Consider the following 18,961-nt stretch of genomic DNA (forward strand, 5'->3'; position numbering starts at 1 on the left):
TTCCGGCAGGTAATTGCTTGAATTCCAAGGGATTGTGAATCCCGAAAAGCGCGCTCGCCACTGTCATCAAATCGCGCTACGGTAGGGCTCTGTTTGGGACCAGTGTTGCATCAATAGGATGCTGGAACTTTTTCCTCCTTTAGCAGTCCAAATCCCGGACTGCTAAGATGGGTGCCTATGAGCCAGAACACCTCTACTGCCCTTGTGGCAAACAATCTCCCGATTCCCAGTGCGCTCGGTTCGCTGGACGCCTACATCGGTGCCGTGCACCAGATCCCGGTGCTGTCGGTCGATGACGAACAGGACCTGGCCCGTCGCTTCCGCGACGGCAACGATCTGGACGCCGCCCGCGAGCTGGTGCATTCGCACCTGCGCTTCGTGGTGCACGTGGCCCGCGGCTACAACGGCTACGGCCTTGCACTGGGCGACCTGATCCAGGAAGGCAACATCGGCCTGATGAAGGCGGTCAAGCGCTTCGACCCGGATATGGGCGTGCGCCTGGTCTCCTTCGCCGTGCACTGGATCCGTGCCGAGATGCACGAGTTCATCCTGAAGAACTGGCGCATCGTGAAGGTCGCCACCACCAAGGCGCAGCGCAAGCTGTTCTTCAACCTGCGCAAGTCGAAGACGCGCCTGGGCTGGATGAACGCGGCGGAAGTCAGCGCCGTCGCCAAGGACCTGAACGTGTCCGAGCGCGAGGTCATGGAAATGGAATCGCGCCTGTCCGGTCGCGATATCGGTTTCGATGCACCGACCGACGAGGACAACGAACACGCGCCGCCGTCGCCGGCCGCGTTCCTGGTTGCCAACGACGAAGATCCGTCGATGGCCTACGAACGTGCCGACAGCGAAGACAACCAGATGCAGCTGCTGCGCGAAGGCCTGGCCGAGCTGGATGCGCGTTCGCGCGACATCATCCGCCGCCGCTGGCTGGATGCCGACAGCAAGGTGACGCTGCAGGAACTGGCCGACGAGTACGGCGTGTCGGCTGAGCGCATCCGCCAGGTCGAGGCGAACGCGCTGAAGAAGATGAAGGCGCTGTTCACCGCGTAAGGCGGGATGGCGTTGAAGCAATCAAAAGGCCCGGCACTGCCGGGCCTTTTTCGTTTGTGGGGTTTAGCCACGCATGGCGTGGCTCTACTCTGACGCCAGAGCGGTGATTGTGCCGACCGGGTCATGTGCTGGATGCTGATGTTCACGCCATACCACGCAGTGGCACGGTATGATCATGCCACGCGTCTTCCGCACACGAAGTTTCGCAGTATGCGTAGGACCACCCTGTCCGACGCTGCGCTGTACCGGTCGGTACGTGAAATGGAAGCGGGTCTGGTGGATGCTGATCTTGGCGGCGGAATCTTCAAGAAGCGCGTTCCGTTGCCGGGGCGAGGAAAGCGTGGGAGCGTTCGAATCATCGTCGCCACACAGCGAGGCGGGCATTGGTTCTTCCTTTTCGGCTACGAGAAGAATGAACGTGCTGCGATCACGAATGCGGAACGGGATGCGCTGCAGTTGTACGCATCGGAGTTCCTGAGAATGAGTACGGCGCAGATGAATCGCGCCGTGGAGTACGGGGATCTACAGGAGATCGGCCATGACGAAGACCCCTGAGCGACGGCGCGCGAAAAGTGCGCTTCTTGAAGCGGTGCATGATGCTGCTGTGAGTCTGCACGCGCATGGCTTCATCGATAAACGTCGGTTGAGCAGCTACGAAGCACTTTGCCTTGAGCCGGTCCCTGAGTACAGCAGTGCCCAGATCCGTGCCCTGCGTACGTCACTGCAGCTCAGTCAGCCGGTCTTTGCGGGGGTTCTCAATACCAGCGTTTCCACCGTACGCAGCTGGGAGCAGGGCGAAAAGAAACCCAGCGGACCGTCACTGAAGTTGCTTAACCTGATTGATCGGAAGGGTCTCGAAGCAGTCCTGTAAAGCAAAGGCCCGGCAATGCCGGGCCTTTGCTTTACCGTGGTATTCAATCCGCGCCATGCATGGGAGCGGGGGAGCCTCACCCCTCGCGTGCGATCGCGCGCCAACCAATGTCGTTGCGGTGGAATTCGTTGGCCCAGGTCACCTTGGCCACGCCGGCATAGGCGTTGGCCTGCGCGTCGCGCACGCTGTCACCCAGCGCCGCCACGCACAGCACGCGGCCGCCGGCGCTGACCACCTGGCCCTGCGCGTCCAATGCAGTCCCCGCATGGAACACCTTGGCACTGGCCGGCACGTCGTCCAGGCCGGAAATCACGTCACCGGTGATCGGCGCTTCCGGGTAGGGCTTCGCGGCCAGCACCACGCCCAGCGACGGGCGTGCGTCCCACTGCGCCTGCACCTGGTCCAGGCGGCCATCGATGGCGGCTTCCACCAGCTCGACCAGATCCGACTGCAGGCGCAACATCACCGGCTGGGTTTCCGGGTCGCCGAAGCGCACGTTGAATTCGATCACCTTCGGCGCGCCGCTGGCGTCGATCATCAGGCCCGCGTAGAGGAAACCAGTGAACGGGATACCGTCGGCGATCATGCCCTGCACGGTCGGGTTCACCACCTCGCGCATCACGCGTGCATGCACCTCCGGCGTCACTACCGGCGCGGGCGAGTAGGCGCCCATGCCACCGGTGTTCGGGCCGGTGTCGCCGTCGCCGACGCGCTTGTGGTCCTGCGATGTGGCCATCGGCAGCGCATGCACGCCGTCCACCATCGAAATGAAGCTGGCTTCCTCACCATCGAGGAACTCTTCGATCACCACGCGCGCACCGGCATCGCCGAACGCGTTGCCCGACAGCATGTCACGCACGGCATCTTCGGCTTCGGCCAGGGTCATCGCCACGATCACGCCCTTGCCGGCGGCCAGACCATCGGCCTTGACCACGATCGGCGCGCCCTTCTCGCGGATGTAGGCCAGGGCGGCATCCACCTCGGTGTGCACGGCATAGAACGCGGTGGGGATGTTGTGGCGGGCCAGGAAGTCCTTGGCGTAGGCCTTGCTGCCTTCCAGCTGCGCGGCGGCGGCAGTCGGCCCGAAGATGCGCAGGCCGGCGGCGCGGAAGCGGTCGACCACGCCGGCCACCAGCGGTACTTCCGGGCCGACCACGGTCAGCGCCACGCCTTCGGCCTGGGCCAGCGCCAGCAGGCCGTCGATGTCGGTCACTTTCACCGCCACGTTGCGGCACTTGTCTTCGCTGGCGGTGCCGGCGTTGCCGGGCGCAACGATCACTTCGGTGACACGGGAGGACTGGGCCAGCTTCCATGCCAGGGCGTGTTCGCGGCCGCCAGAGCCGATGACAAGTACGTTCATCACGAGATTCCAGATTGCGTGGGAAGGGAAGATCGATATCCCCGGCGGCGCGCGTGGCTCACTCGCAGCCTTCGCGTTGCAGTGATTCGGGGAAGGAATAGGCCCAGGTCTTCGGGTCCAGGGTAAAGCGGTGTTCCTGCCGGACCTGCTTGCCACCACAGGTGGTGCCGGTTTCCTCGATCAGCAGCGGCCAGATGCGCGCGCTGCGATCGCTGTCGTCGAAACGCAGGGCGAAATCGATGCTGAAGCGACGGGTACGGCAGTCCTCGACAGTCTCCGGGTCGCTGCTGGCGCCCAGGTTGTCGCACTCGTACTGGGCGTCATTGTCGATATGGCTGCGCACGCTGCCACTGGACACCAGGCCGTTCGGGCCTGGCAGGATCAGCGACTGCGAGAGCAGCGAGAAGCCCTGCCCGAACCAGCCGTCCTCGACGCGGAAACCATAGAAGTCGCTGCCTGCGCGGATGATGCTGGCGGTGCCGGGCTGGCCGCCGCTGCCAAAGCGTTCGCCAGTCAGTTCACTGGTCACGTCGAAGCCCTCGCCCTTCGGATGCAGCACGAAGAAGTCGATCATGCCTGCGTCGATGTGCGCGCCTTCGGACAAAGCACCGCAGACCGCCAGCAACTGCTGCCAGCTGTCACCGCTCACCACCGGTTGCTCGGCGCAGACGTGCCAGTCCATCGGGCGGGTTTCGCCGTCGTCGTTCCAGCTGCCGTGCCATTCACCGGAGAGCCTGGCGTTCTTGCCGTAGCGCTGGACCAGGAAGGCCTGCAGTCGCGCGGTGCGGCTCACGTGCGCCGTCGGCTCGGCAGGGGCCGACGTGGCGGCCTGCGGCGACGACGCAGGCACCGGGGCGGCCGCAGGCTTGCAGCCGGCCAGCGCGGCCGCGCCTGCGAGGGCGAGCAAGGCCAGCGATTTCAGTGAGACTGCGGACATCCGTGTCGCTCCAGTATCAGTGGCGGAAGTGGCGCACGCCGGTGAACACCATGGCCAGGCCGTGTTCGTCGGCGGCGGCGATCACTTCGGCATCGCGCATCGAACCGCCCGGCTGGATGACCGCCTTGATGCCGGCGGCAGCAGCGGCATCGATGCCGTCGCGGAACGGGAAGAACGCATCGGAAGCCATCACCGAACCCTCGACCACCAGGTTTGCATCGGCGGCCTTGATGCCGGCGATGCGCGCCGAGTACACGCGGCTCATCTGGCCGGCGCCGACACCGATGGTGCGGTTGTCCTTCGCATAGACGATCGCGTTGGACTTCACGAACTTGGCCACCTTCCAGGCAAACAGCAGGTCGGCGAACTGCTTGTCGGTCGGTGCCAGCTTGCTGACCACCTTCAGCTCGTCGCGGGTCATGCCGCGGTTGTCCGAGGACTGCAGCAGGAGGCCCGAGCCGACGCGCTTGCTGTCGAAGTTGTTCAGGCCATCACCATGCGGGATGCGCAGCACGCGCACGTTGGCCTTCTTCTGCGCGTATTCCAGCGCGGCCGGCTCGTAATCCGGGGCGATCAGCACTTCCACGAACTGGCGGTCCAGGATGACCTTGGCGGTGGCAGCGTCCAGCGGCGTGTTGAAGGCGATGATGCCGCCGAAGGCGCTGGTCGGGTCGGTGGCGTAGGCCAGCTCGTAGGCATCGCCGTTGCCGGCACCGACGGCCACGCCGCACGGGTTGGCGTGCTTGACGATGACGCAGGCCGGCGCGTCGAACTGGCGCACGCACTCCCACGCCGCATCGGCGTCGGCCAGGTTGTTGTAGCTCAGTTCCTTGCCCTGCAGCTGCTGGAACGTGGCCAGGGTGCCCGGCACCGGGTACAGGTCTCGGTAGAACGCGCCGCTCTGGTGCGGGTTCTCGCCGTAGCGCAGGTCCATCACCTTCACGAAGGTGGAGTTCATCTGCGCCGGGTACTCGGCACGGGCCGGCACGGCGGCGTCGGTGGCGGTGACCGCCGACAGGTAGTTGCTGATCGCCGCGTCGTACTGGGCGACGCGGTTGAACGCGGCCACCGAGAACGCGAAGCGGGTGGCGGCCGACAGCTGGCCGTCGTTGGCCGCCAGCGAGGCCAGCAGTTCGGCGTACTGCGACGGATCGGTGGCCACCGCCACGCGGGCGAAGTTCTTGGCCGCCGAGCGCAGCATGGCCGGGCCGCCGATGTCGATGTTCTCGACCGCGTCGGCCAGGGTGCAGTCGGCCTTGGCGGTGACCGACTCGAACGGGTACAGGTTCAGCACCAGCAGGTCGATGGCGCCGATGCCATGCTCGGCCATCACCGCATCATCCAGGCCCGAACGGCCCAGCAGGCCACCGTGCACCATCGGGTGCAGGGTCTTGACGCGGCCGTCCATCATTTCCGGGAAACCGGTGACCTCGGCCACGTCCTTCACGGCCAGGCCCGCATCGCGGATCGCCTTGGCGGTGCCGCCGGTGGACAGCAGCTCCACGCCGCGTGCCGCCAGCGCAGTGGCCAGCTCGACCAGACCGGTCTTGTCGGAAACGGAGAGGAGGGCCCGGCGGACGGGCAACAGATCAGCAGTCATGGGACAGAATCGGCAGCGGAGCGGGGTCGATATTGTAGGCGGTGGGGGCCCGTGGCGGGCGCTGGAAGGGGTAATTTGCCGTGGCAATCGGCGTAAGGCCGGGTCGGGCACACCGATCCGGCCCGATCCGGAGTCTGGGCTGCGGACCAGAGCCGGGTTGTCGGAATCTGCCAACGATGGGGTAGGCTGTGCCCGCACTGCCAAGGATCAGCGGGTACGGATCATGTCGATCTATGCATTGAAGGGACGTTTCCAGGACCTGTTGCGTCCAGCCGTACGCGGTCTGTTCCGCATGGGGATCACTGCCAATACGGTGACCGTGGCCGCTGCCGTGGTCTCGCTGCTGGTGGCCGCGGCCGTGTGGTGCTGCGCGCCTGCCCAGCCTCTGCTGTACCTGCTGCTGCCGTTGTGGATGCTGCTGCGCATGGCGCTCAACGCGGTGGACGGCATGCTGGCGCGCGAATTCGGCCAGCAATCGCGGCTGGGCGCCTATCTGAACGAATTGTGCGATGTGATCGCCGATGCGGCGCTGTACCTGAGCCTGCTCAGCGTACCCGGCGTGCGCCCGGAGGCGCTGTGGCTGCTGGCCTGGACGGCGGCGCTGAGCGAGTACGCCGGCGTGCTGGGGCTGATGGTCGGTGCCAGCCGCCGCTATGACGGCCCGATGGGCAAGAGCGACCGCGCCTTCGTGATCGGTGCGCTGGGCTTGCTGCTGGCCTTCGGCTGGGGCGGTGCACTGACGGTCAGCGGCGTGGCTGCAGCCATGGCAGTGTTGTGCGTGCTGACGATGATCAACCGCGTCCGTCGCGGACTGCGGGAAGCGGCGGTTTCGCCGAATTAATCAAGCAGATACAAAAAGACAATCAGGAGATTGCATGCGTCAGGCGCAGGAACGGGAATTCCACAGCTTCGACCAGGTACCGCTGTTCTACCGGTACTGGGCGGGCACCACCGCAACCCCGGCCACCAAGGCCATCGTGCTGCTGCACCGCGGCCACGAGCACTCCGGCCGGGTCACCCACCTGGTCGATGAGCTGGACCTGCCCGACACCGCCTTCTTCGCCTGGGATGCGCGCGGCAATGGCCGTTCGCCGGGCGCACGTGGCGATGCACCGGGCTTCCCGGCGCTGGTGCGTGACCTGGACAGCTTCATTGCCCACATCGGCGCCGAGCACGGTATCGCGGTGGAAGACATCGTGGTGATCGCGCAGAGCGTGGGGGCGGTGGTCGCCGCGACCTGGGTGCACGATTACGCGCCGCGCCTGCGTGCGCTGGTGATGGCTTCGCCCGCCTTCAAGGTGAAGCTGTACGTGCCGTTCGCACGCGCTGGGTTGGCGCTGATGCAGAAGCTGCGCGGCAATTTCTTCGTCAACAGCTACGTCAAGCCGCAGTGGCTGACCCACGACCCGGCACGGGTGGAAAGCTATCGTACCGATCCGCTGATCACCCGCCCGATCTCGGTGCGCGTGCTGCTGGGCCTGTACGAAGCGGCCGACCGCATCGTCGCCGATGCGCAGGCGATCAGCGTGCCGGTGCAGCTGTTGGTGTCCGGCTCGGACTTCGTCGTGCATCGTGGCCCGCAGGACCGCTTCTACGAGCGCCTGTCCAGCCCGATCAAGGAGCGCGTGCACCTGCCGGGCTTCTTCCACGACACGCTGGGCGAACGTGATCGCGCGCCGGCACTGGCGCGCATCCGCAGTTTCATCCAGGCGCGCTTCGCCGAACCCCTGCGCGAGTTGTCGCGTCGTGACGCACACCGGCATGGTCCGACCTTCGAGGAATCGGAGATCCTGGCCTGGCCACCGGAACGCAACAGCCTGGCCGACCTGCGCTGGCGCGTGGTGCGTGGCGGCCTGCGTTTCGGTGGCACGTTGTCCGAAGGCATCGCGCTGGGCCTGCAGACCGGTTTCGATTCCGGCAGCACGCTGGACTACATCTATCGCGACCAAGCGCGCGGCAAGGGCCCATTGGGCCGCATGGTCGATCGCAACTATCTGGATGCGATCGGCTGGCGTGGCATCCGCGTGCGCGGCCAGCACCTGCAGGAACTGCTGCGTGACGCCGCCCAGCGCCTGCGCGGGCAGGGCAGGCCGGTGCGCGTACTGGACGTGGCCGCTGGCCATGGCCGCTATGTGCTGGAAGCGCTGGGCCAGGGCGAACAGCGCGCCGACCGCATCGTGCTGCGTGATTTCAGCGATCTGAACGTGACCCAGGGCCAGGCCTTGATCGAGCGCCTCGGCGCAGCCGACATCGCCCACTTCGAGCAGGGCGATGCGTTCGATCCCGCGCAACTGGCGGCGGTGGACCCGGCGCCTACGCTGGCGGTGGTATCGGGCCTGTACGAACTATTCCCCGACAACGACGCCGTGCTGCGCTCGCTGCAGGGCATCGCCGCAACCGTACCGGTGGGCGGCTACCTAGCCTACACCGGCCAGCCCTGGCACCCGCAGCTGGAATTCATCGCCCGCGCGCTGACCAGCCATCGAGGCGGCGCCGCGTGGGTGATGCGCCGCCGTACCCAGCAGGAGATGGATGAGCTGGTGCGCCTGGCCGGGTTCGAGAAGGTGGCGCAGCGTATCGATGACTTCGGCATCTTCACCGTGTCGCTGGCGCGCCGGACCGCGTGATGGCGACGCTGGCCGCAACCCCACTGGCCGCGGAAGGGCGCCCCTGGCGGCGCGCCCTGCTGTGGCTGGCCCTGCTGGGTCCGTTCTTCTTCGCCAGCTACGGCTTCGCCAACTGGATGGCTGGTCGCCATCCCGAACTGCCGGTGATGGCGTTCGCCTGGGAGACGCGCATTCCCTTCGTGCCGTGGACGATCGTGCCGTACTGGTCGATCGACCTGTTCTACGCGGTCTCCTTCTTCCTGTGCCGGCAACGTCTGGAACTGGACCGGCATGCGCTGCGGCTGTTCAGTGCACAGCTGATCGCGGTCACCTGCTTCCTGCTGTGGCCGCTGCGCTTCAGTTTCGAGCGGCCGGAGATCGGCGGCGTGTTCGGTTGGCTGTTCGATGTGCTGCTGGGCTTCGACAAGCCGTTCAACCAGGCGCCATCGCTGCACATCGTGCTGCTGATCGTGCTGTGGGTGAAGTTCGCGCAGTACCTGCACGGCGTGTGGCGTTGGGTGCTGCATGTGTGGGCACTGCTGATCGGTGTCTCGGTGCTGACCACGTTCCAGCACCATTTCATCGACATCCCGACCGGGCTGCTGGCCGGCTGGCTGTGCGTATGGCTGTGGCCGGAGCAGGGCACGCCGCCGCTGCGCGCCTGGCGTACTGCGGGTGATGCCAAACGTTGGCGATTGGCCGCGCTGTACCTGCTGGCGGCCGCCGTATTGCTGGTGCCGGTGGTGCTTCTGCGTGGCGCGGCGTTGTGGCTGCTGTGGCCGGGGGTGTCGTTGCTGCTGGTGGCGCTGGCCTATGCCGGGCTGGGTACGGCGGTGTTCCAGAAGCGTGCCGATGGTCGCCTGACCATGGCGGCACGCTGGCTGCTGGCGCCGTACCTGGGCGCGGCCTGGATCAATTCGCGGTTGTGGACGCGACGCGTGCCGCAGCCGTTGCCGGTGCTGGACGGCGTGTGGCTGGGCCGGATTCCCTGCACGGCATTGCCGACACCTTTGGTGGGCGTGGTCGATGCCTGTGCCGAGCTGTCCTGCTGCGCGCCGGATGCGGCGTACGCCGGTGTGCCGATGCTGGACCTGGTGGTGCCAGAACCGGAGCAGCTGCGCGAGGCAGCCGAGGCCATCGAGCGCCTTCGCACGCACGGGCCGGTGCTGGTGTGCTGCGCGCTGGGTTACTCGCGCAGTGCGGCCAGCGTGGCGACCTGGCTGCTGCACAGCGGTCGTGCGGCGGGTGCCGATGCGGCGGTGGCGATCGTGCGTGCCGCGCGTCCGGGCATCGTGCTGGGCAAGGCGCACCTGCGTGCGATCACCGTTGCCGCCGGAGACCCTGCATGAGCACCACGCCTGATATTTCGACCATGCAGCTGCTGCTGCGGCAGGGGCGTTGGCCGGCAGGCCTGTCGCTGGGGCTGCTGCTGGTGGCGTTGCTGCTGCTCGGCATCGAGCCCGGGCTGGCGATGCTTGCCGCCGGACTGATGCTGCTCAGCGTGGTGGCAGGCGTCGCCCAGGCCTATCACGCGTGGCGGGTGGCACTCGATGCCAGCCTGCTGCAGCTGCTGCGCGATGAAGGCTTGAATGATGAGGCCGCGGCGCAACGCATCGACCGGCTGCTGCATGACAGTGGCCTGCGCCGCACACCGGGCGCGGAACCGTCGCGGGGATGGGATCTGCGATGGGCCGGCATGCGCCGCCTGCTGCTGCGTCAGTACCTGCTGACGGCGGTGCAGCTGGTGCTGGTGCTGCTGGCCGTGCTGTGGCCGCAGACGTGAACGGGAGGGATGGATGTTCGCCGAACTGATTGCCCGCGCCTGCAGTGGCGCGATCCATGTGGTGACCGGCGCGCGCGCGCTGTGGATCGGCTGCGCGCCGTCCAGCGAGCACCGCGTCTACTACGGCAACCACGCCAGCCACGGTGACTTCGTGCTGATCTGGTCGTCGATGCCACTGGCCCTGCGCCGCCAGGTGCGTCCGGTGGCGGCGGCGGAGTACTGGCAGCGCGACGGCCTGCGCCGCTACCTGATCGACGCGGTGTTCAACGGCGTGCTGGTCGAGCGCGAGGCCGGGCATCGCCAGCAGGACCCGTTGCAGGTGCTGCGCGAAGCGGTCGATGAAGGCTGTTCGCTGATCCTGTTCCCGGAAGGCACGCGCAATGTCGGCGACGAGCCGCTGCTGCCGTTCAAGAGCGGCATCTACCATCTGGCGCGGCAGCGGCCGGAACTGGAGTTCGTGCCGGTGTGGATCGACAACCTGAAGCGGGTGATGCCCAAGGGCCGCTTCCTGCCGCTGCCCTTGTTGTGCACGGCTACCTTCGGTACGCCGTTGCGACTGCAGGCCGACGAGGACAAGGCCGCCTTCCTGGCCCGCAGCCGGCAGGCGCTGCTGGACCTGGCGCCGAATGGAGGTCGTGCATGAGTTTCGTGTTGGATGTATCTGGCGATCTGGCAACGCAGAGTGTCGGCCAGCAGACCGGCCTGCTGTTTGCTGGTGTCGGCGCGGTGCTGGTACTGGCCACGCTGGTGGCCGAGACCCTGCGCTGGCGCCAGCGCGGCCAGCCCAGTGCAGTCATCGCCAACCTGGTGTCACGCATCCGCGCCTGGTGGGTGATGGCGATCGTGGTCGGGCTGGCGCTGTTCTTTGGACGTGCCGGGGTGATCGTGCTGTTCGCGATCATCTCCCTGTTCGCGTTGCGCGAGTTCATCACCCTGGCGCCGACCCGCTCGGGCGACTACTACGCGCTGCTGGCCGCGTTCTACATCGTCCTGCCGTGGCAGTACTACCTGGTGTGGATCGACTGGTACGGCATGTACACGCTGCTGATTCCGGTCTATGCGTTCCTGTTCCTGCCGATCCTGTCGACCATCGGTGGTGATACCACGCATTACCTGGAGCGGACCGCGAAGGTCCAGTGGGGGCTGATGATCTGCGTGTTCTGCATCTCGCATGTGCCGCTGCTGCTGAACCTGCACGTGCCCGGCCATGATCCGTCGCGCAACGTGTTGCTGTTCGCCTTCCTGGTGATCGTGGTGCAGTCCTCGGACGTGCTGCAGTACATCTGGGGCAAGCTGCTGGGCAAGCACCTGATCGCGCCGAAGCTGTCGCCGTCGAAGACGGTGGAGGGCTTCGTGGGCGGCGTGCTGAGTGCCAGCGCGCTGGGTGCGGCGCTGTGGTGGATCACCCCGTTCACGCCGCTGCAGGCGTTCGGCCTGTCGCTGCTGATCAACCTGATGGGGTTCTGGGGCGGCCTGGTGATGTCGGCGATCAAGCGTGATCGTGGCATCAAGGACTGGGGCCACATGATCGAGGGCCATGGTGGCATGCTCGACCGGCTGGATTCGGTGTGCTTCGCCGCGCCGGTGTTCTTCCACGTGGTGCGGTATTACTGGAAGGCGGGCGGGGGTGGCTGATTCCGCCGGGCGTCCACCCACGCATGGCGTGGCTCTACTGGAACGGCATTGACCCGCTTCTGTAGCGTCGAGCCATGCTCGACTGCCTTTCACGTGTTGCCCGGCGCAGGAGCAGTCGAGCATGGCTCGACTCTACACATCGGTGCGCTCAGGCGCTGATGCCGTATTCCTTCAGCTTCTTGCGCAGGGTGGCACGGTGGATGCCCAGCATCGCCGCGGCGCGGCTCTGGTTGCCTTCGCAGTGGTTGAGCACTTCCACGAACAGCGGGATCTCCATCTCGCGCAGCACGATCTCGTAGACATCGTCCGCATCGCAGCCATCAAGGTCACGCAGGTAGCGGCGCACGGACTGGGCGACGTGTTCACGCAGCGGTGGCCGGGGAGCGCCACGACTGTTGTCAGGACGAGAAAGGACAGCGTTCAAGGGGGTTCCCGATTCGGTTGGCCCGTGCGCGCGGAGCGCGCGGCCGGACGAGGTGGTGGCGGCCAGTCTAGCGCGAGCGTGCCCGGCCTGCCACGGCTGGTCGCCTCACCCCGGTCAGAGGAAGTCGAAGGTGAATGCGACGGTGGATGCAGCAGGCTCCTGTACCCGGAACGCGACGCGCGCGCTCTGGCCCGGTTCCAGCAGGGCTGCGCCGGGGTTCTCACCCAGGTACTGCGCGGGCGTGAACACGCCGCTGCCGATCACCCGGCCATCGGCATCGGACAGTGAGAGGCGCAGGTCTGGCCACGCCTGTGCCCAACGTGCGTCGTTACGGATGCTGGCCTGCACCTGCAGCACGCCGGCCTGCCCGGGCAGCGGCCGGATCTCGCGGCTGGTCATGGTAAAGGCGGTGGGTTCGTGCCAGGCCGGCAGGCTGCAGTGCAGTACGCCGCACAGCGTGCCCAGCCACGCGCGGTTGCCGGCGTCGGCGGCCAGCCGCGCGCGGTCGGCCAGCACGCTCTGCAGTAGCAGCAGCAATGCCAGCCCTGCGACCAGCAGCCAGTGCCAACGGGGTGCTGGCAGCGTGCGTGCGCGCGTGCTGCCCAGGAAGCTGGGGGCATCACTGGCGGCCGCTGCTGCCTGCACCGCGAGCGGCGCCGGTTCGATGGCCGCTGCTTCATCAACGATGACAACGTCATCGTCGTGTCGCATCCCTGTCGCCGAGGGGGGGGCCAGGTCGATGGGCTCGACGGGCATCTGCTCCACAGGCGCTGTGTGCCCGGCTTCGTCCTGCGTGCGCGCATCAGTCGCAGGCGCGGGCTCACCTTCCGGCGCGGTGCGCAGGAAGGTGGCCAGGGGACGGCGCGGTGGGTTCGGCTCGGACATGCTCAGGGCGCGGGCTCGGATCCAGCGGTCATTCAACCACGATCAGGCGCGGCGCACGCCGGTGATGCGCATCCAGTCGCCATCCTGGGTGGCCTGCAGATCGTCGAACCAGGCCGCATAGCGCTGCAGCAGTTCACCTTCCTGGCCATGCAGGATGCCGGACAGGGCGATGCGGCCACCGGCAGCGACGCGCGCGGCCAGCAGTTCGGCCAGCGCATCCAGCGCCGAGGCGAGGATGTTGGCGACCACGATCGGATAGGTCGCGACCGGTTCGTCCTGCGGCAGGTACACGTGCATGCGGGCCTGTTCGCCGTTGCGTTCGGCATTGTCGGCGGTGGCGACCAGGGCCTGCGGATCGTTGTCCACGCCGATGGCTTCAGCGGCGCCCAGCTTCAGCGCGGCCAGTGCGAGGATGCCCGAGCCGCAACCGAAGTCGAGCACGCGCTGGCCCTGCAGCAGGCCATCGCCTGCCAACTGGTCCAGCCAGCGCAGGCACAGTGCGGTGGTCGGGTGGGTGCCCGAACCGAACGCCAGGCCCGGGTCCAGCCGCACCACGGCGGCATCGGCGGCCTGTGCGGCATCGGGCAGTTCATGGTTCCACGGCACGATCCAGGTACGGCTGCCGAAGTCCATCGGCTGGAACTGGTCGATCCAGGCGCGTTCCCAGTCTTCATCCTCGACCGCGCGGAAGCTGCCGCTGCTCCAGTCCAGTTCCGGATCGAAGGATTCCAGTGCGGCCAGCAGCAACAGCGCGTTGCTGTCGGCGGGGAACAGCGCGCTCAGCACCAGCGTGTCCCACAGCGGGGTCTCGCCCACGCCCGGCTCGAGGATGGCCTGTTCGTTACTGGTATCGGCCTCGGCATCAAGCAGCGTGACGGCCAGTGCGCCGACGTCCTCCAGCGCATTCTCATAGCGGGGCTGGGTAGCTTCGGTGCAACGCAGGGTCAGTTCCAGAAACGGCATGGCGGTGGGGGCAATCGCGGGAAAGGGGGCCATGCTAGACCATCGGGGCGTCTCCGTATCGCCTGAGATGCCGCTCCGAGATGAACGAAGCCCGTTCAGACAGGCCCGTCGGGCCTTGCTAAACTTCGTGCTTTCCTGTCCGCCGCATCGCTCACCGCCGCCGATGGCCTTCGCTCCGACCCTGAAAACCTGGTTGCTCGTACTGCCGGCCGTGGCCGTGCTGGGCGTGGCCGGTTATCGGGCCAGCGGCCATGCCGCGACCTCTTCGCTGGCGTCGGCGGATCTGGCAGGTGGGGTGGCAGCCACTGACAGTGCGGCGCCGCTGCCGGTGATGCCGGAGGCGCTCGCGCGCCGCCTGGCACCCTTCGAGCGTGGCAATGCATTGCCGTCCGGGCTGCCCCTGGATCTCCGCGCCGATATCGAAGACGCCACCGACCTGTATGCCTATGCACAGCGGTTGCGTGTGCAGGCGGACGAAGGCAACCACGAGGCGCGCTGGATGCTCAGCCGTGTCTATGACTATTGCGCGCAGTACGCGGTCGATCCGGGTGGCTACCGCCTGGACAACAACGTGCTGGCCGGGCTGGGCCTGACCGCCGCGCCGGCGATGGTGCAGGCGCGCGAACGCGTCGCGCAGCGTTGTGGTGGTTTCGTGCCGGGCGACAAGCTGGGCACGGCCCTGGTGCTGTCCGAACGTCGCAAGGCGGCCGCACAAGGCAATCTGGCTGCAGAGGCTGCGTTGTTCGCCGAGGGAGAGCCGCTGCAGGACAGCCCCGAGTACCGCCGTGACCTGGTTGAACGGGTGCGCACCTCGCGCGACCCGGAGGCCTTCATGGCGATCGCACCGGGCATGGGCGTGCGCGCCTCGGGGGACCGTGCGCTCAACGGCCTGGTGGCGGGCGAGCAGCTCAGTGAACTCGCTTGGCGGCTTGCGGCCTGCGAACTCGGTCTACCGTGTGGGGCAGACAGTGTGCTGGTCAACAGTTTTTGTGCGAACGGAGGGATCTGTTCGCAGGATGGTACGCAGGATTTCCGGGATTTCGTGTATGACGCTGCGGTATCGCGGCAGGGCGCTGGGAAGATGAAGGAATGGATCAAGCGATTGGTTGGAAAGAGGAACGAGCAATGAACTACCGCCGATTCCTGCACGGGGCCAAGTTCTGGTTCTGGGTGGCCCTGTTCGTGGCCTACTCGGCCGGCGCGGTTGGCCTGTTGATGATCGATACCTATGAAGATCGCTACCGGCATCTGTCGAAGGTGGAACTGACCACGGTGAAGGCGCAGGAAGACGTGCGCCGTGCCGGTGCCAGCCAGGTGGCCGCGGTCTATCGCGCGCAGAGCGGCATGCCGTTCGCGTCGCTGCCGGCGGGCAGCACCTTCCAGGTGGTGTGGCCGGATGGTTCGACCGAGACCATGGTGATCGTCGACCCGACCTCGCCCAATGGCGTGCGTCCGCTGGCGAACTCGCAGATTCCGGCCGAAGCGGCCGACAAGCGCTGATGCGTCTGCTGTAGAGCCCGAGCCCACGCTCGGCCGGGCTTCTGGCAAGCCGGGCAGGGACTCGGCCCTGCAGCAACAGAAAAGGGCGGGAATATCCCCGCCCTTTTCATGTCCAGCACCGGGCACCGATCAGGTCAGCGCGATCGGCTTGTTCTTGCGTTCGGCCAAACGCTTTTCCAGGTAGTGGATGTTCTGGCCACCGGCCTGGAAGCCCTTGTCGCGCATGATCCGCTGCTGCAGGGCGACGTTGGTCTTGATGCCATCGACCACCATTTCGCTCAGTGCCACGCGCATGCGGGCAATGGCGGTTTCGCGGTCCGGGCCGTGCACGATCAGCTTGCCGATCATCGAGTCGTAGTTCGACGGCACGCGGTAGCCACTGTAGATGTGGGTGTCCACGCGCACGCCGGGGCCGCCCGGCGGATGGAAGCCGGTGATGGTGCCCGGGCTCGGCACGAACGTTTCTGCATCTTCGGCGTTGATGCGGCATTCGATGGCATGGCCGGTCAGCACCACGTCACTCTGCTTGATCGACAGCTTCTGGCCGGCGGCGATCTTCAGCTGCTCGGCCACCAGGTCGATGCCGGTGACCATTTCGGTGACCGGATGTTCCACCTGGATGCGGGTGTTCATTTCGATGAAGTAGAAGCGGCCGTCCTCGTACAGGAACTCGAAAGTGCCGGCGCCGCGATAACCAATGCGGATGCAGGCTTCCACGCACACCTTGCCGATCTGCTCGCGCTGCTCGGCGGTGATGCCCGGCGCCGGCGCTTCTTCCACCACCTTCTGGTGGCGGCGCTGCATCGAGCAGTCGCGCTCACCCAGGTGGATGGCGTTGCCCTGGCCGTCGGCCAGCACCTGGATCTCCACGTGGCGCGGATTCTCCAGGAACTTCTCCATGTAGACCTCGCCATTGCCGAACGCGGCCTTGGCCTCGCTCTTGGTGGTTTCGATCGAGGTCTTCAGCGAGGCTTCGGCGTGCACCACGCGCATGCCGCGGCCACCGCCGCCACCGGCTGCCTTGATGATGACCGGGTAGCCGATCTCACGGGCGATCTTGGTGTTGGCGACGATGTCCTCGCCCAGCGGGCCGCCCGAGCCGGGCACGCACGGCACGCCGGCGGACTTCATCGCGCGGATGGCTTCGACCTTGTCACCCATCATGCGGATGGTGTCGGCCTTGGGGCCGATGAAGATGAAGCCGGACTCTTCCACCCGCTCGGCGAAGTCGGCGTTCTCCGACAGGAAGCCGTAGCCCGGGTGGATGGCCTGGGCGTCGGTGACTTCCGCTGCGGCGATCAGTGCCGGGATGTTGAGGTAGCTCTGCGGCGACGGCGCCGGGCCGATGCAGACCGACTCGTCGGCCATGGCCACGTGCTTGAGGTTGCGGTCGACCGTGGAGTGCACGGCCACCGTGCGGATGCCGAGGGTGTGGCACGCGCGCAGGATGCGCAGCGCGATTTCCCCTCGGTTGGCGATGACGACTTTGTCGAGCATGGCGTGCCCCTCAGCCGATCACGAACAGCGGCTGGTCGAATTCCACCGGCTGGCCGTTCTCGCCGAGGATGGCGACGATGGTGCCGGACTTGTCGGCTTCGATCGGGTTGAACATCTTCATCGCTTCGATGATGGCCAGGGTCTCGCCTTCCTTGACCTGCTGGCCCACGGTGACGAAGGCCGGCTTGTCCGGAGCGGACGAGGCGTAGAAGGTGCCGACCATCGGCGAGCGCAGCACGTGGCCTTCCGGCAGTGCCGGGCCCGGCTTGGCGGTGCCGCCGGTGGAAGCTTCGGTCGGCGACTGCATCGGCATCGCCTGCGGCGCCGGAGCAGCCGGAGCGGCATACACCGGGGCGGCGACCGGGGCGGCATAGCCGGCCACCGGGGCGCGCGACAGGCGCACCGACTCTTCGCCTTCCTTGATTTCGATTTCAGCCAGGTTCGACTCTTCCAGCAGGTCGATCAGCTTCTTGATTTTGCGGAGATCCATGGTGGCCTCTTTGCTCTTGATGTCAGTGTGGTGGGAAGCGCATCGCGCTCGGGTCAAAGCAGTTCGTAGAACTCGCGCAGCTGCCGTGTGCGGTCGCGCGCGAGGGTGATCAGACAGCGCATCTGTGCGCCGTTGCGCGCCGTGCCATCGGAATTGAGGGCATAGACGGCGTTGCAGTCGTGGTCGCGCAGCTGCATCCAGGCACGCTGGGCCAGGACCAGCTGCTGCTCGGCATCGCCGCAATAGCTGCAGCCGCCACCGTTGGCGGGTGTGCGCAGCTGGCGCCGGGCTTGTGCATACACCGCATTGAGTTCGACATCAGCGGCTGCGGCCACGTCCGAGGCGCACAGGTCGCTCTCCATCGTGGTGGTCGGACGTGCGCAGTCGATGCCTTCGTCCTCGCGGTCGAACGCCGTGGCCGCACCGCAGAGACCGGCCCACGCCAGAACGCCGGCAAGCACGCGCGGCAGCACGTTCACGCGCGGGCCGCCTGCACGCGCAGCAGCGCCGCGTCCATCGCGTAGCGGTAGCTGTCGGCGCCGAAGCCGCAGACCACGCCCACGGCCTTGTCACTGAAGTAGCTGTGCTGGCGGAACGGTTCGCGGGTATGCGGATTGGACAGGTGGATCTCGATGAACGGCACCGCCACCGCCGCCAGCGCATCGCGCAGGGCCACCGAGGTATGGGTGAAGGCGGCGGGGTTGATCAGGATGAAAGCGGTTCCGTCGTCGCGCGCGGCCTGCACGCGGTCCACCAGTACGTGCTCGGCATTGGACTGCAGGCTCTCCATCGCGTGCCCGGCGGCCGAGGCCTGGGCCGCCAGCGCCTGGTCGATGTCGGCCAGCGTGGTGTGGCCGTAGACCTCCGGCTCGCGGGTGCCGAGCAGGTTGAGGTTGGGGCCGTGCAGGACCAGCAGCTTCGCCATGGGATCCGGAAGACGGGAAAGGGCGGCAGTCTGGCGGAACCGGCGGATGCTGTCCAGTTCGGCGAAGTTTGCCGCGTTTCAATCGTTTGTTTGAAACCTGCCGAAGCGCTTGCGGCCCTACGCGGGGCGGCGGATCAAGGCGCGCTGAACGCCGTGCGGGCGGGGGATGCGTGCACGTAGGGCGACGATAGCGGCAGGCAGGGGCAGGGCTGATGCTGCCATGGGCGGTGATGCGGTAGATCCACGCCATGCGCGGATGAGGCCACCGATCAGTAGATCCACGCCATGCGTGGATGAGGGAAGTTCGGTGCGCAGCAAGCTACGCACCCACCGAGACGCAGCCCAAGGTGCGCAGCAAGCTACACACCCACCGAGAGGCAGCCCAAGGTGCGCAGCAAGCTACGCACCCACCGGAGGGGGGCTCAAGGTGCG

The 18,961-nt window shown here is 66.8% G+C and carries 21 protein-coding genes; 11 read left to right on the forward strand and 10 right to left on the reverse strand.

What is annotated here, in order from left to right; translation table 11 throughout:
- The first annotated feature begins 177 nt into the window (after positions 1–177).
- The 3 genes from rpoH to RI032_RS10835 all read left to right on the forward strand — a co-directional run bounded on the left by rpoH (position 178) and on the right by RI032_RS10835 (position 1,924).
- Entirely contained in the window at positions 178–1,053 is an 876-nt protein-coding gene (gene rpoH, locus RI032_RS10825) for an RNA polymerase sigma factor RpoH (protein WP_006473441.1), read from the forward strand.
- A gap of 210 nt (positions 1,054–1,263) precedes the next feature.
- The gene (locus RI032_RS10830; RefSeq protein ID WP_322546994.1) at positions 1,264–1,608 is read left to right on the forward strand and encodes a type II toxin-antitoxin system RelE/ParE family toxin; all 345 of its coding nucleotides are present in this window, start codon (positions 1,264–1,266) and stop codon (positions 1,606–1,608) included.
- Positions 1,592–1,924, forward strand: coding sequence for a helix-turn-helix domain-containing protein (locus RI032_RS10835; RefSeq protein ID WP_019338970.1), 333 nt, complete (start codon positions 1,592–1,594; stop codon positions 1,922–1,924). The genes RI032_RS10830 and RI032_RS10835 overlap by 17 nt, the downstream gene beginning before the upstream one ends.
- Positions 1,925–2,000: 76 nt before the next feature.
- Here the strand turns inward: RI032_RS10835 and purD are convergent, their stop codons facing one another.
- From purD to purH, 3 genes are read right to left on the reverse strand one after another with little or no spacing between them, the layout of a single operon-like run.
- Positions 2,001–3,284, reverse strand: coding sequence for a phosphoribosylamine--glycine ligase (purD, locus tag RI032_RS10840; protein WP_010481051.1), 1,284 nt, complete (start codon positions 3,282–3,284; stop codon positions 2,001–2,003).
- A gap of 58 nt (positions 3,285–3,342) precedes the next feature.
- Positions 3,343–4,221 (reverse strand): hypothetical protein, encoded by an 879-nt coding sequence (locus RI032_RS10845; protein WP_322546995.1) that lies wholly within the window; start codon positions 4,219–4,221, stop codon positions 3,343–3,345.
- Between the two features lie 16 nt (positions 4,222–4,237).
- Positions 4,238–5,821 carry a bifunctional phosphoribosylaminoimidazolecarboxamide formyltransferase/IMP cyclohydrolase gene (gene purH / locus RI032_RS10850; protein WP_010481055.1) on the reverse strand — a complete coding sequence of 528 codons (1,584 nt, stop codon included), beginning with the start codon at positions 5,819–5,821 and terminating at the stop codon, positions 4,238–4,240.
- A gap of 223 nt (positions 5,822–6,044) precedes the next feature.
- Here purH and RI032_RS10855 point away from each other — a divergent pair, with 223 nt between their 5' ends.
- Genes RI032_RS10855 through RI032_RS10880 form a run of 6 tightly spaced genes read left to right on the forward strand, consistent with a single transcriptional unit; the run spans position 6,045 to position 11,845 of the window.
- Positions 6,045–6,662: a CDP-alcohol phosphatidyltransferase family protein gene (locus tag RI032_RS10855; protein ID WP_010481057.1), complete on the forward strand. Its 618-nt coding sequence runs from the start codon at positions 6,045–6,047 to the stop codon at positions 6,660–6,662.
- 34 nt (positions 6,663–6,696) lie between these two features.
- Positions 6,697–8,448 carry a bifunctional alpha/beta hydrolase/class I SAM-dependent methyltransferase gene (locus tag RI032_RS10860; RefSeq protein WP_322546996.1) on the forward strand — a complete coding sequence of 584 codons (1,752 nt, stop codon included), beginning with the start codon at positions 6,697–6,699 and terminating at the stop codon, positions 8,446–8,448.
- Entirely contained in the window at positions 8,448–9,776 is a 1,329-nt protein-coding gene (locus tag RI032_RS10865; protein ID WP_322546997.1) for a phosphatase PAP2/dual specificity phosphatase family protein, read from the forward strand. Before RI032_RS10860 ends, RI032_RS10865 begins: the two co-directional genes overlap by 1 nt.
- Positions 9,773–10,210, forward strand: coding sequence for a hypothetical protein (locus tag RI032_RS10870; RefSeq protein ID WP_010481064.1), 438 nt, complete (start codon positions 9,773–9,775; stop codon positions 10,208–10,210). The genes RI032_RS10865 and RI032_RS10870 overlap by 4 nt, the downstream gene beginning before the upstream one ends.
- Positions 10,211–10,223: 13 nt before the next feature.
- The gene (locus RI032_RS10875) at positions 10,224–10,853 is read left to right on the forward strand and encodes a lysophospholipid acyltransferase family protein (RefSeq protein WP_010481067.1); all 630 of its coding nucleotides are present in this window, start codon (positions 10,224–10,226) and stop codon (positions 10,851–10,853) included.
- Positions 10,850–11,845: a phosphatidate cytidylyltransferase gene (locus tag RI032_RS10880; protein ID WP_010481069.1), complete on the forward strand. Its 996-nt coding sequence runs from the start codon at positions 10,850–10,852 to the stop codon at positions 11,843–11,845. Before RI032_RS10875 ends, RI032_RS10880 begins: the two co-directional genes overlap by 4 nt.
- 148 nt (positions 11,846–11,993) lie before the next feature.
- Here RI032_RS10880 and fis read toward each other — a convergent pair whose 3' ends face one another.
- The 3 genes from fis to prmA form a co-directional block, all read right to left on the reverse strand.
- Positions 11,994–12,269, reverse strand: coding sequence for a DNA-binding transcriptional regulator Fis (gene fis, locus RI032_RS10885; protein ID WP_005419706.1), 276 nt, complete (start codon positions 12,267–12,269; stop codon positions 11,994–11,996).
- Between the two features lie 114 nt (positions 12,270–12,383).
- Entirely contained in the window at positions 12,384–13,154 is a 771-nt protein-coding gene (locus RI032_RS10890) for a DUF3426 domain-containing protein (RefSeq protein WP_010481072.1), read from the reverse strand.
- 42 nt (positions 13,155–13,196) lie between these two features.
- Positions 13,197–14,117, reverse strand: coding sequence for a 50S ribosomal protein L11 methyltransferase (gene prmA / locus RI032_RS10895; RefSeq protein WP_049452982.1), 921 nt, complete (start codon positions 14,115–14,117; stop codon positions 13,197–13,199).
- A gap of 163 nt (positions 14,118–14,280) precedes the next feature.
- On the opposite strand from prmA, the gene RI032_RS10900 reads away from it, so the two are divergent.
- Together RI032_RS10900 and RI032_RS10905 are read left to right on the forward strand one after the other, a co-directional pair.
- Positions 14,281–15,246, forward strand: a complete 966-nt coding sequence (locus RI032_RS10900; RefSeq protein WP_010481077.1) for a hypothetical protein — start codon at positions 14,281–14,283, stop codon at positions 15,244–15,246.
- Entirely contained in the window at positions 15,243–15,617 is a 375-nt protein-coding gene (locus RI032_RS10905) for a hypothetical protein (protein WP_010481078.1), read from the forward strand. Before RI032_RS10900 ends, RI032_RS10905 begins: the two co-directional genes overlap by 4 nt.
- Before the next feature lie 129 nt (positions 15,618–15,746).
- Here the strand turns inward: RI032_RS10905 and accC are convergent, their stop codons facing one another.
- From accC to aroQ, 4 genes are read right to left on the reverse strand one after another with little or no spacing between them, the layout of a single operon-like run.
- Positions 15,747–17,114 carry an acetyl-CoA carboxylase biotin carboxylase subunit gene (accC, locus tag RI032_RS10910; RefSeq protein WP_010481079.1) on the reverse strand — a complete coding sequence of 456 codons (1,368 nt, stop codon included), beginning with the start codon at positions 17,112–17,114 and terminating at the stop codon, positions 15,747–15,749.
- A 10-nt stretch (positions 17,115–17,124) separates the two neighbouring features.
- Complete coding sequence (gene accB / locus RI032_RS10915; protein ID WP_010481080.1) at positions 17,125–17,604, reverse strand: acetyl-CoA carboxylase biotin carboxyl carrier protein; 480 nt, start codon at positions 17,602–17,604, stop codon at positions 17,125–17,127.
- 53 nt (positions 17,605–17,657) lie between these two features.
- Positions 17,658–18,083, reverse strand: a complete 426-nt coding sequence (locus RI032_RS10920) for a lysozyme inhibitor LprI family protein (RefSeq protein WP_322546998.1) — start codon at positions 18,081–18,083, stop codon at positions 17,658–17,660.
- Entirely contained in the window at positions 18,080–18,529 is a 450-nt protein-coding gene (gene aroQ, locus RI032_RS10925; RefSeq protein WP_010481082.1) for a type II 3-dehydroquinate dehydratase, read from the reverse strand. The genes RI032_RS10920 and aroQ overlap by 4 nt, the downstream gene beginning before the upstream one ends.
- Between the last annotated feature and the right edge of the window lie 432 nt (positions 18,530–18,961).

The sequence above is a fragment of the Stenotrophomonas geniculata genome, assembly GCF_034508895.1.
GTDB lineage: Bacteria > Pseudomonadota > Gammaproteobacteria > Xanthomonadales > Xanthomonadaceae > Stenotrophomonas > Stenotrophomonas geniculata.

Excerpts from the sequence above, each read along its gene's own strand:
- rpoH (WP_006473441.1), top strand. The coding sequence starts at position 178 with ATGAGCCAGAACACCTCTACTGCCCTTGTGGCAAACAATCTCCCGATT.
- RI032_RS10830 (WP_322546994.1), top strand. The coding sequence starts at position 1,264 with ATGCGTAGGACCACCCTGTCCGACGCTGCGCTGTACCGGTCGGTACGT.
- RI032_RS10835 (WP_019338970.1), top strand. The coding sequence starts at position 1,592 with ATGACGAAGACCCCTGAGCGACGGCGCGCGAAAAGTGCGCTTCTTGAA.
- purD (WP_010481051.1), bottom strand. The coding sequence starts at position 3,284 with ATGAACGTACTTGTCATCGGCTCTGGCGGCCGCGAACACGCCCTGGCA.
- RI032_RS10845 (WP_322546995.1), bottom strand. The coding sequence starts at position 4,221 with ATGTCCGCAGTCTCACTGAAATCGCTGGCCTTGCTCGCCCTCGCAGGC.
- purH (WP_010481055.1), bottom strand. The coding sequence starts at position 5,821 with ATGACTGCTGATCTGTTGCCCGTCCGCCGGGCCCTCCTCTCCGTTTCC.
- RI032_RS10855 (WP_010481057.1), top strand. The coding sequence starts at position 6,045 with ATGTCGATCTATGCATTGAAGGGACGTTTCCAGGACCTGTTGCGTCCA.
- RI032_RS10860 (WP_322546996.1), top strand. The coding sequence starts at position 6,697 with ATGCGTCAGGCGCAGGAACGGGAATTCCACAGCTTCGACCAGGTACCG.
- RI032_RS10865 (WP_322546997.1), top strand. The coding sequence starts at position 8,448 with ATGGCGACGCTGGCCGCAACCCCACTGGCCGCGGAAGGGCGCCCCTGG.
- RI032_RS10870 (WP_010481064.1), top strand. The coding sequence starts at position 9,773 with ATGAGCACCACGCCTGATATTTCGACCATGCAGCTGCTGCTGCGGCAG.
- RI032_RS10875 (WP_010481067.1), top strand. The coding sequence starts at position 10,224 with ATGTTCGCCGAACTGATTGCCCGCGCCTGCAGTGGCGCGATCCATGTG.
- RI032_RS10880 (WP_010481069.1), top strand. The coding sequence starts at position 10,850 with ATGAGTTTCGTGTTGGATGTATCTGGCGATCTGGCAACGCAGAGTGTC.
- RI032_RS10890 (WP_010481072.1), bottom strand. The coding sequence starts at position 13,154 with ATGTCCGAGCCGAACCCACCGCGCCGTCCCCTGGCCACCTTCCTGCGC.
- prmA (WP_049452982.1), bottom strand. The coding sequence starts at position 14,117 with ATGCCGTTTCTGGAACTGACCCTGCGTTGCACCGAAGCTACCCAGCCC.
- RI032_RS10900 (WP_010481077.1), top strand. The coding sequence starts at position 14,281 with ATGGCCTTCGCTCCGACCCTGAAAACCTGGTTGCTCGTACTGCCGGCC.
- RI032_RS10905 (WP_010481078.1), top strand. The coding sequence starts at position 15,243 with ATGAACTACCGCCGATTCCTGCACGGGGCCAAGTTCTGGTTCTGGGTG.
- accC (WP_010481079.1), bottom strand. The coding sequence starts at position 17,114 with ATGCTCGACAAAGTCGTCATCGCCAACCGAGGGGAAATCGCGCTGCGC.
- accB (WP_010481080.1), bottom strand. The coding sequence starts at position 17,604 with ATGGATCTCCGCAAAATCAAGAAGCTGATCGACCTGCTGGAAGAGTCG.
- aroQ (WP_010481082.1), bottom strand. The coding sequence starts at position 18,529 with ATGGCGAAGCTGCTGGTCCTGCACGGCCCCAACCTCAACCTGCTCGGC.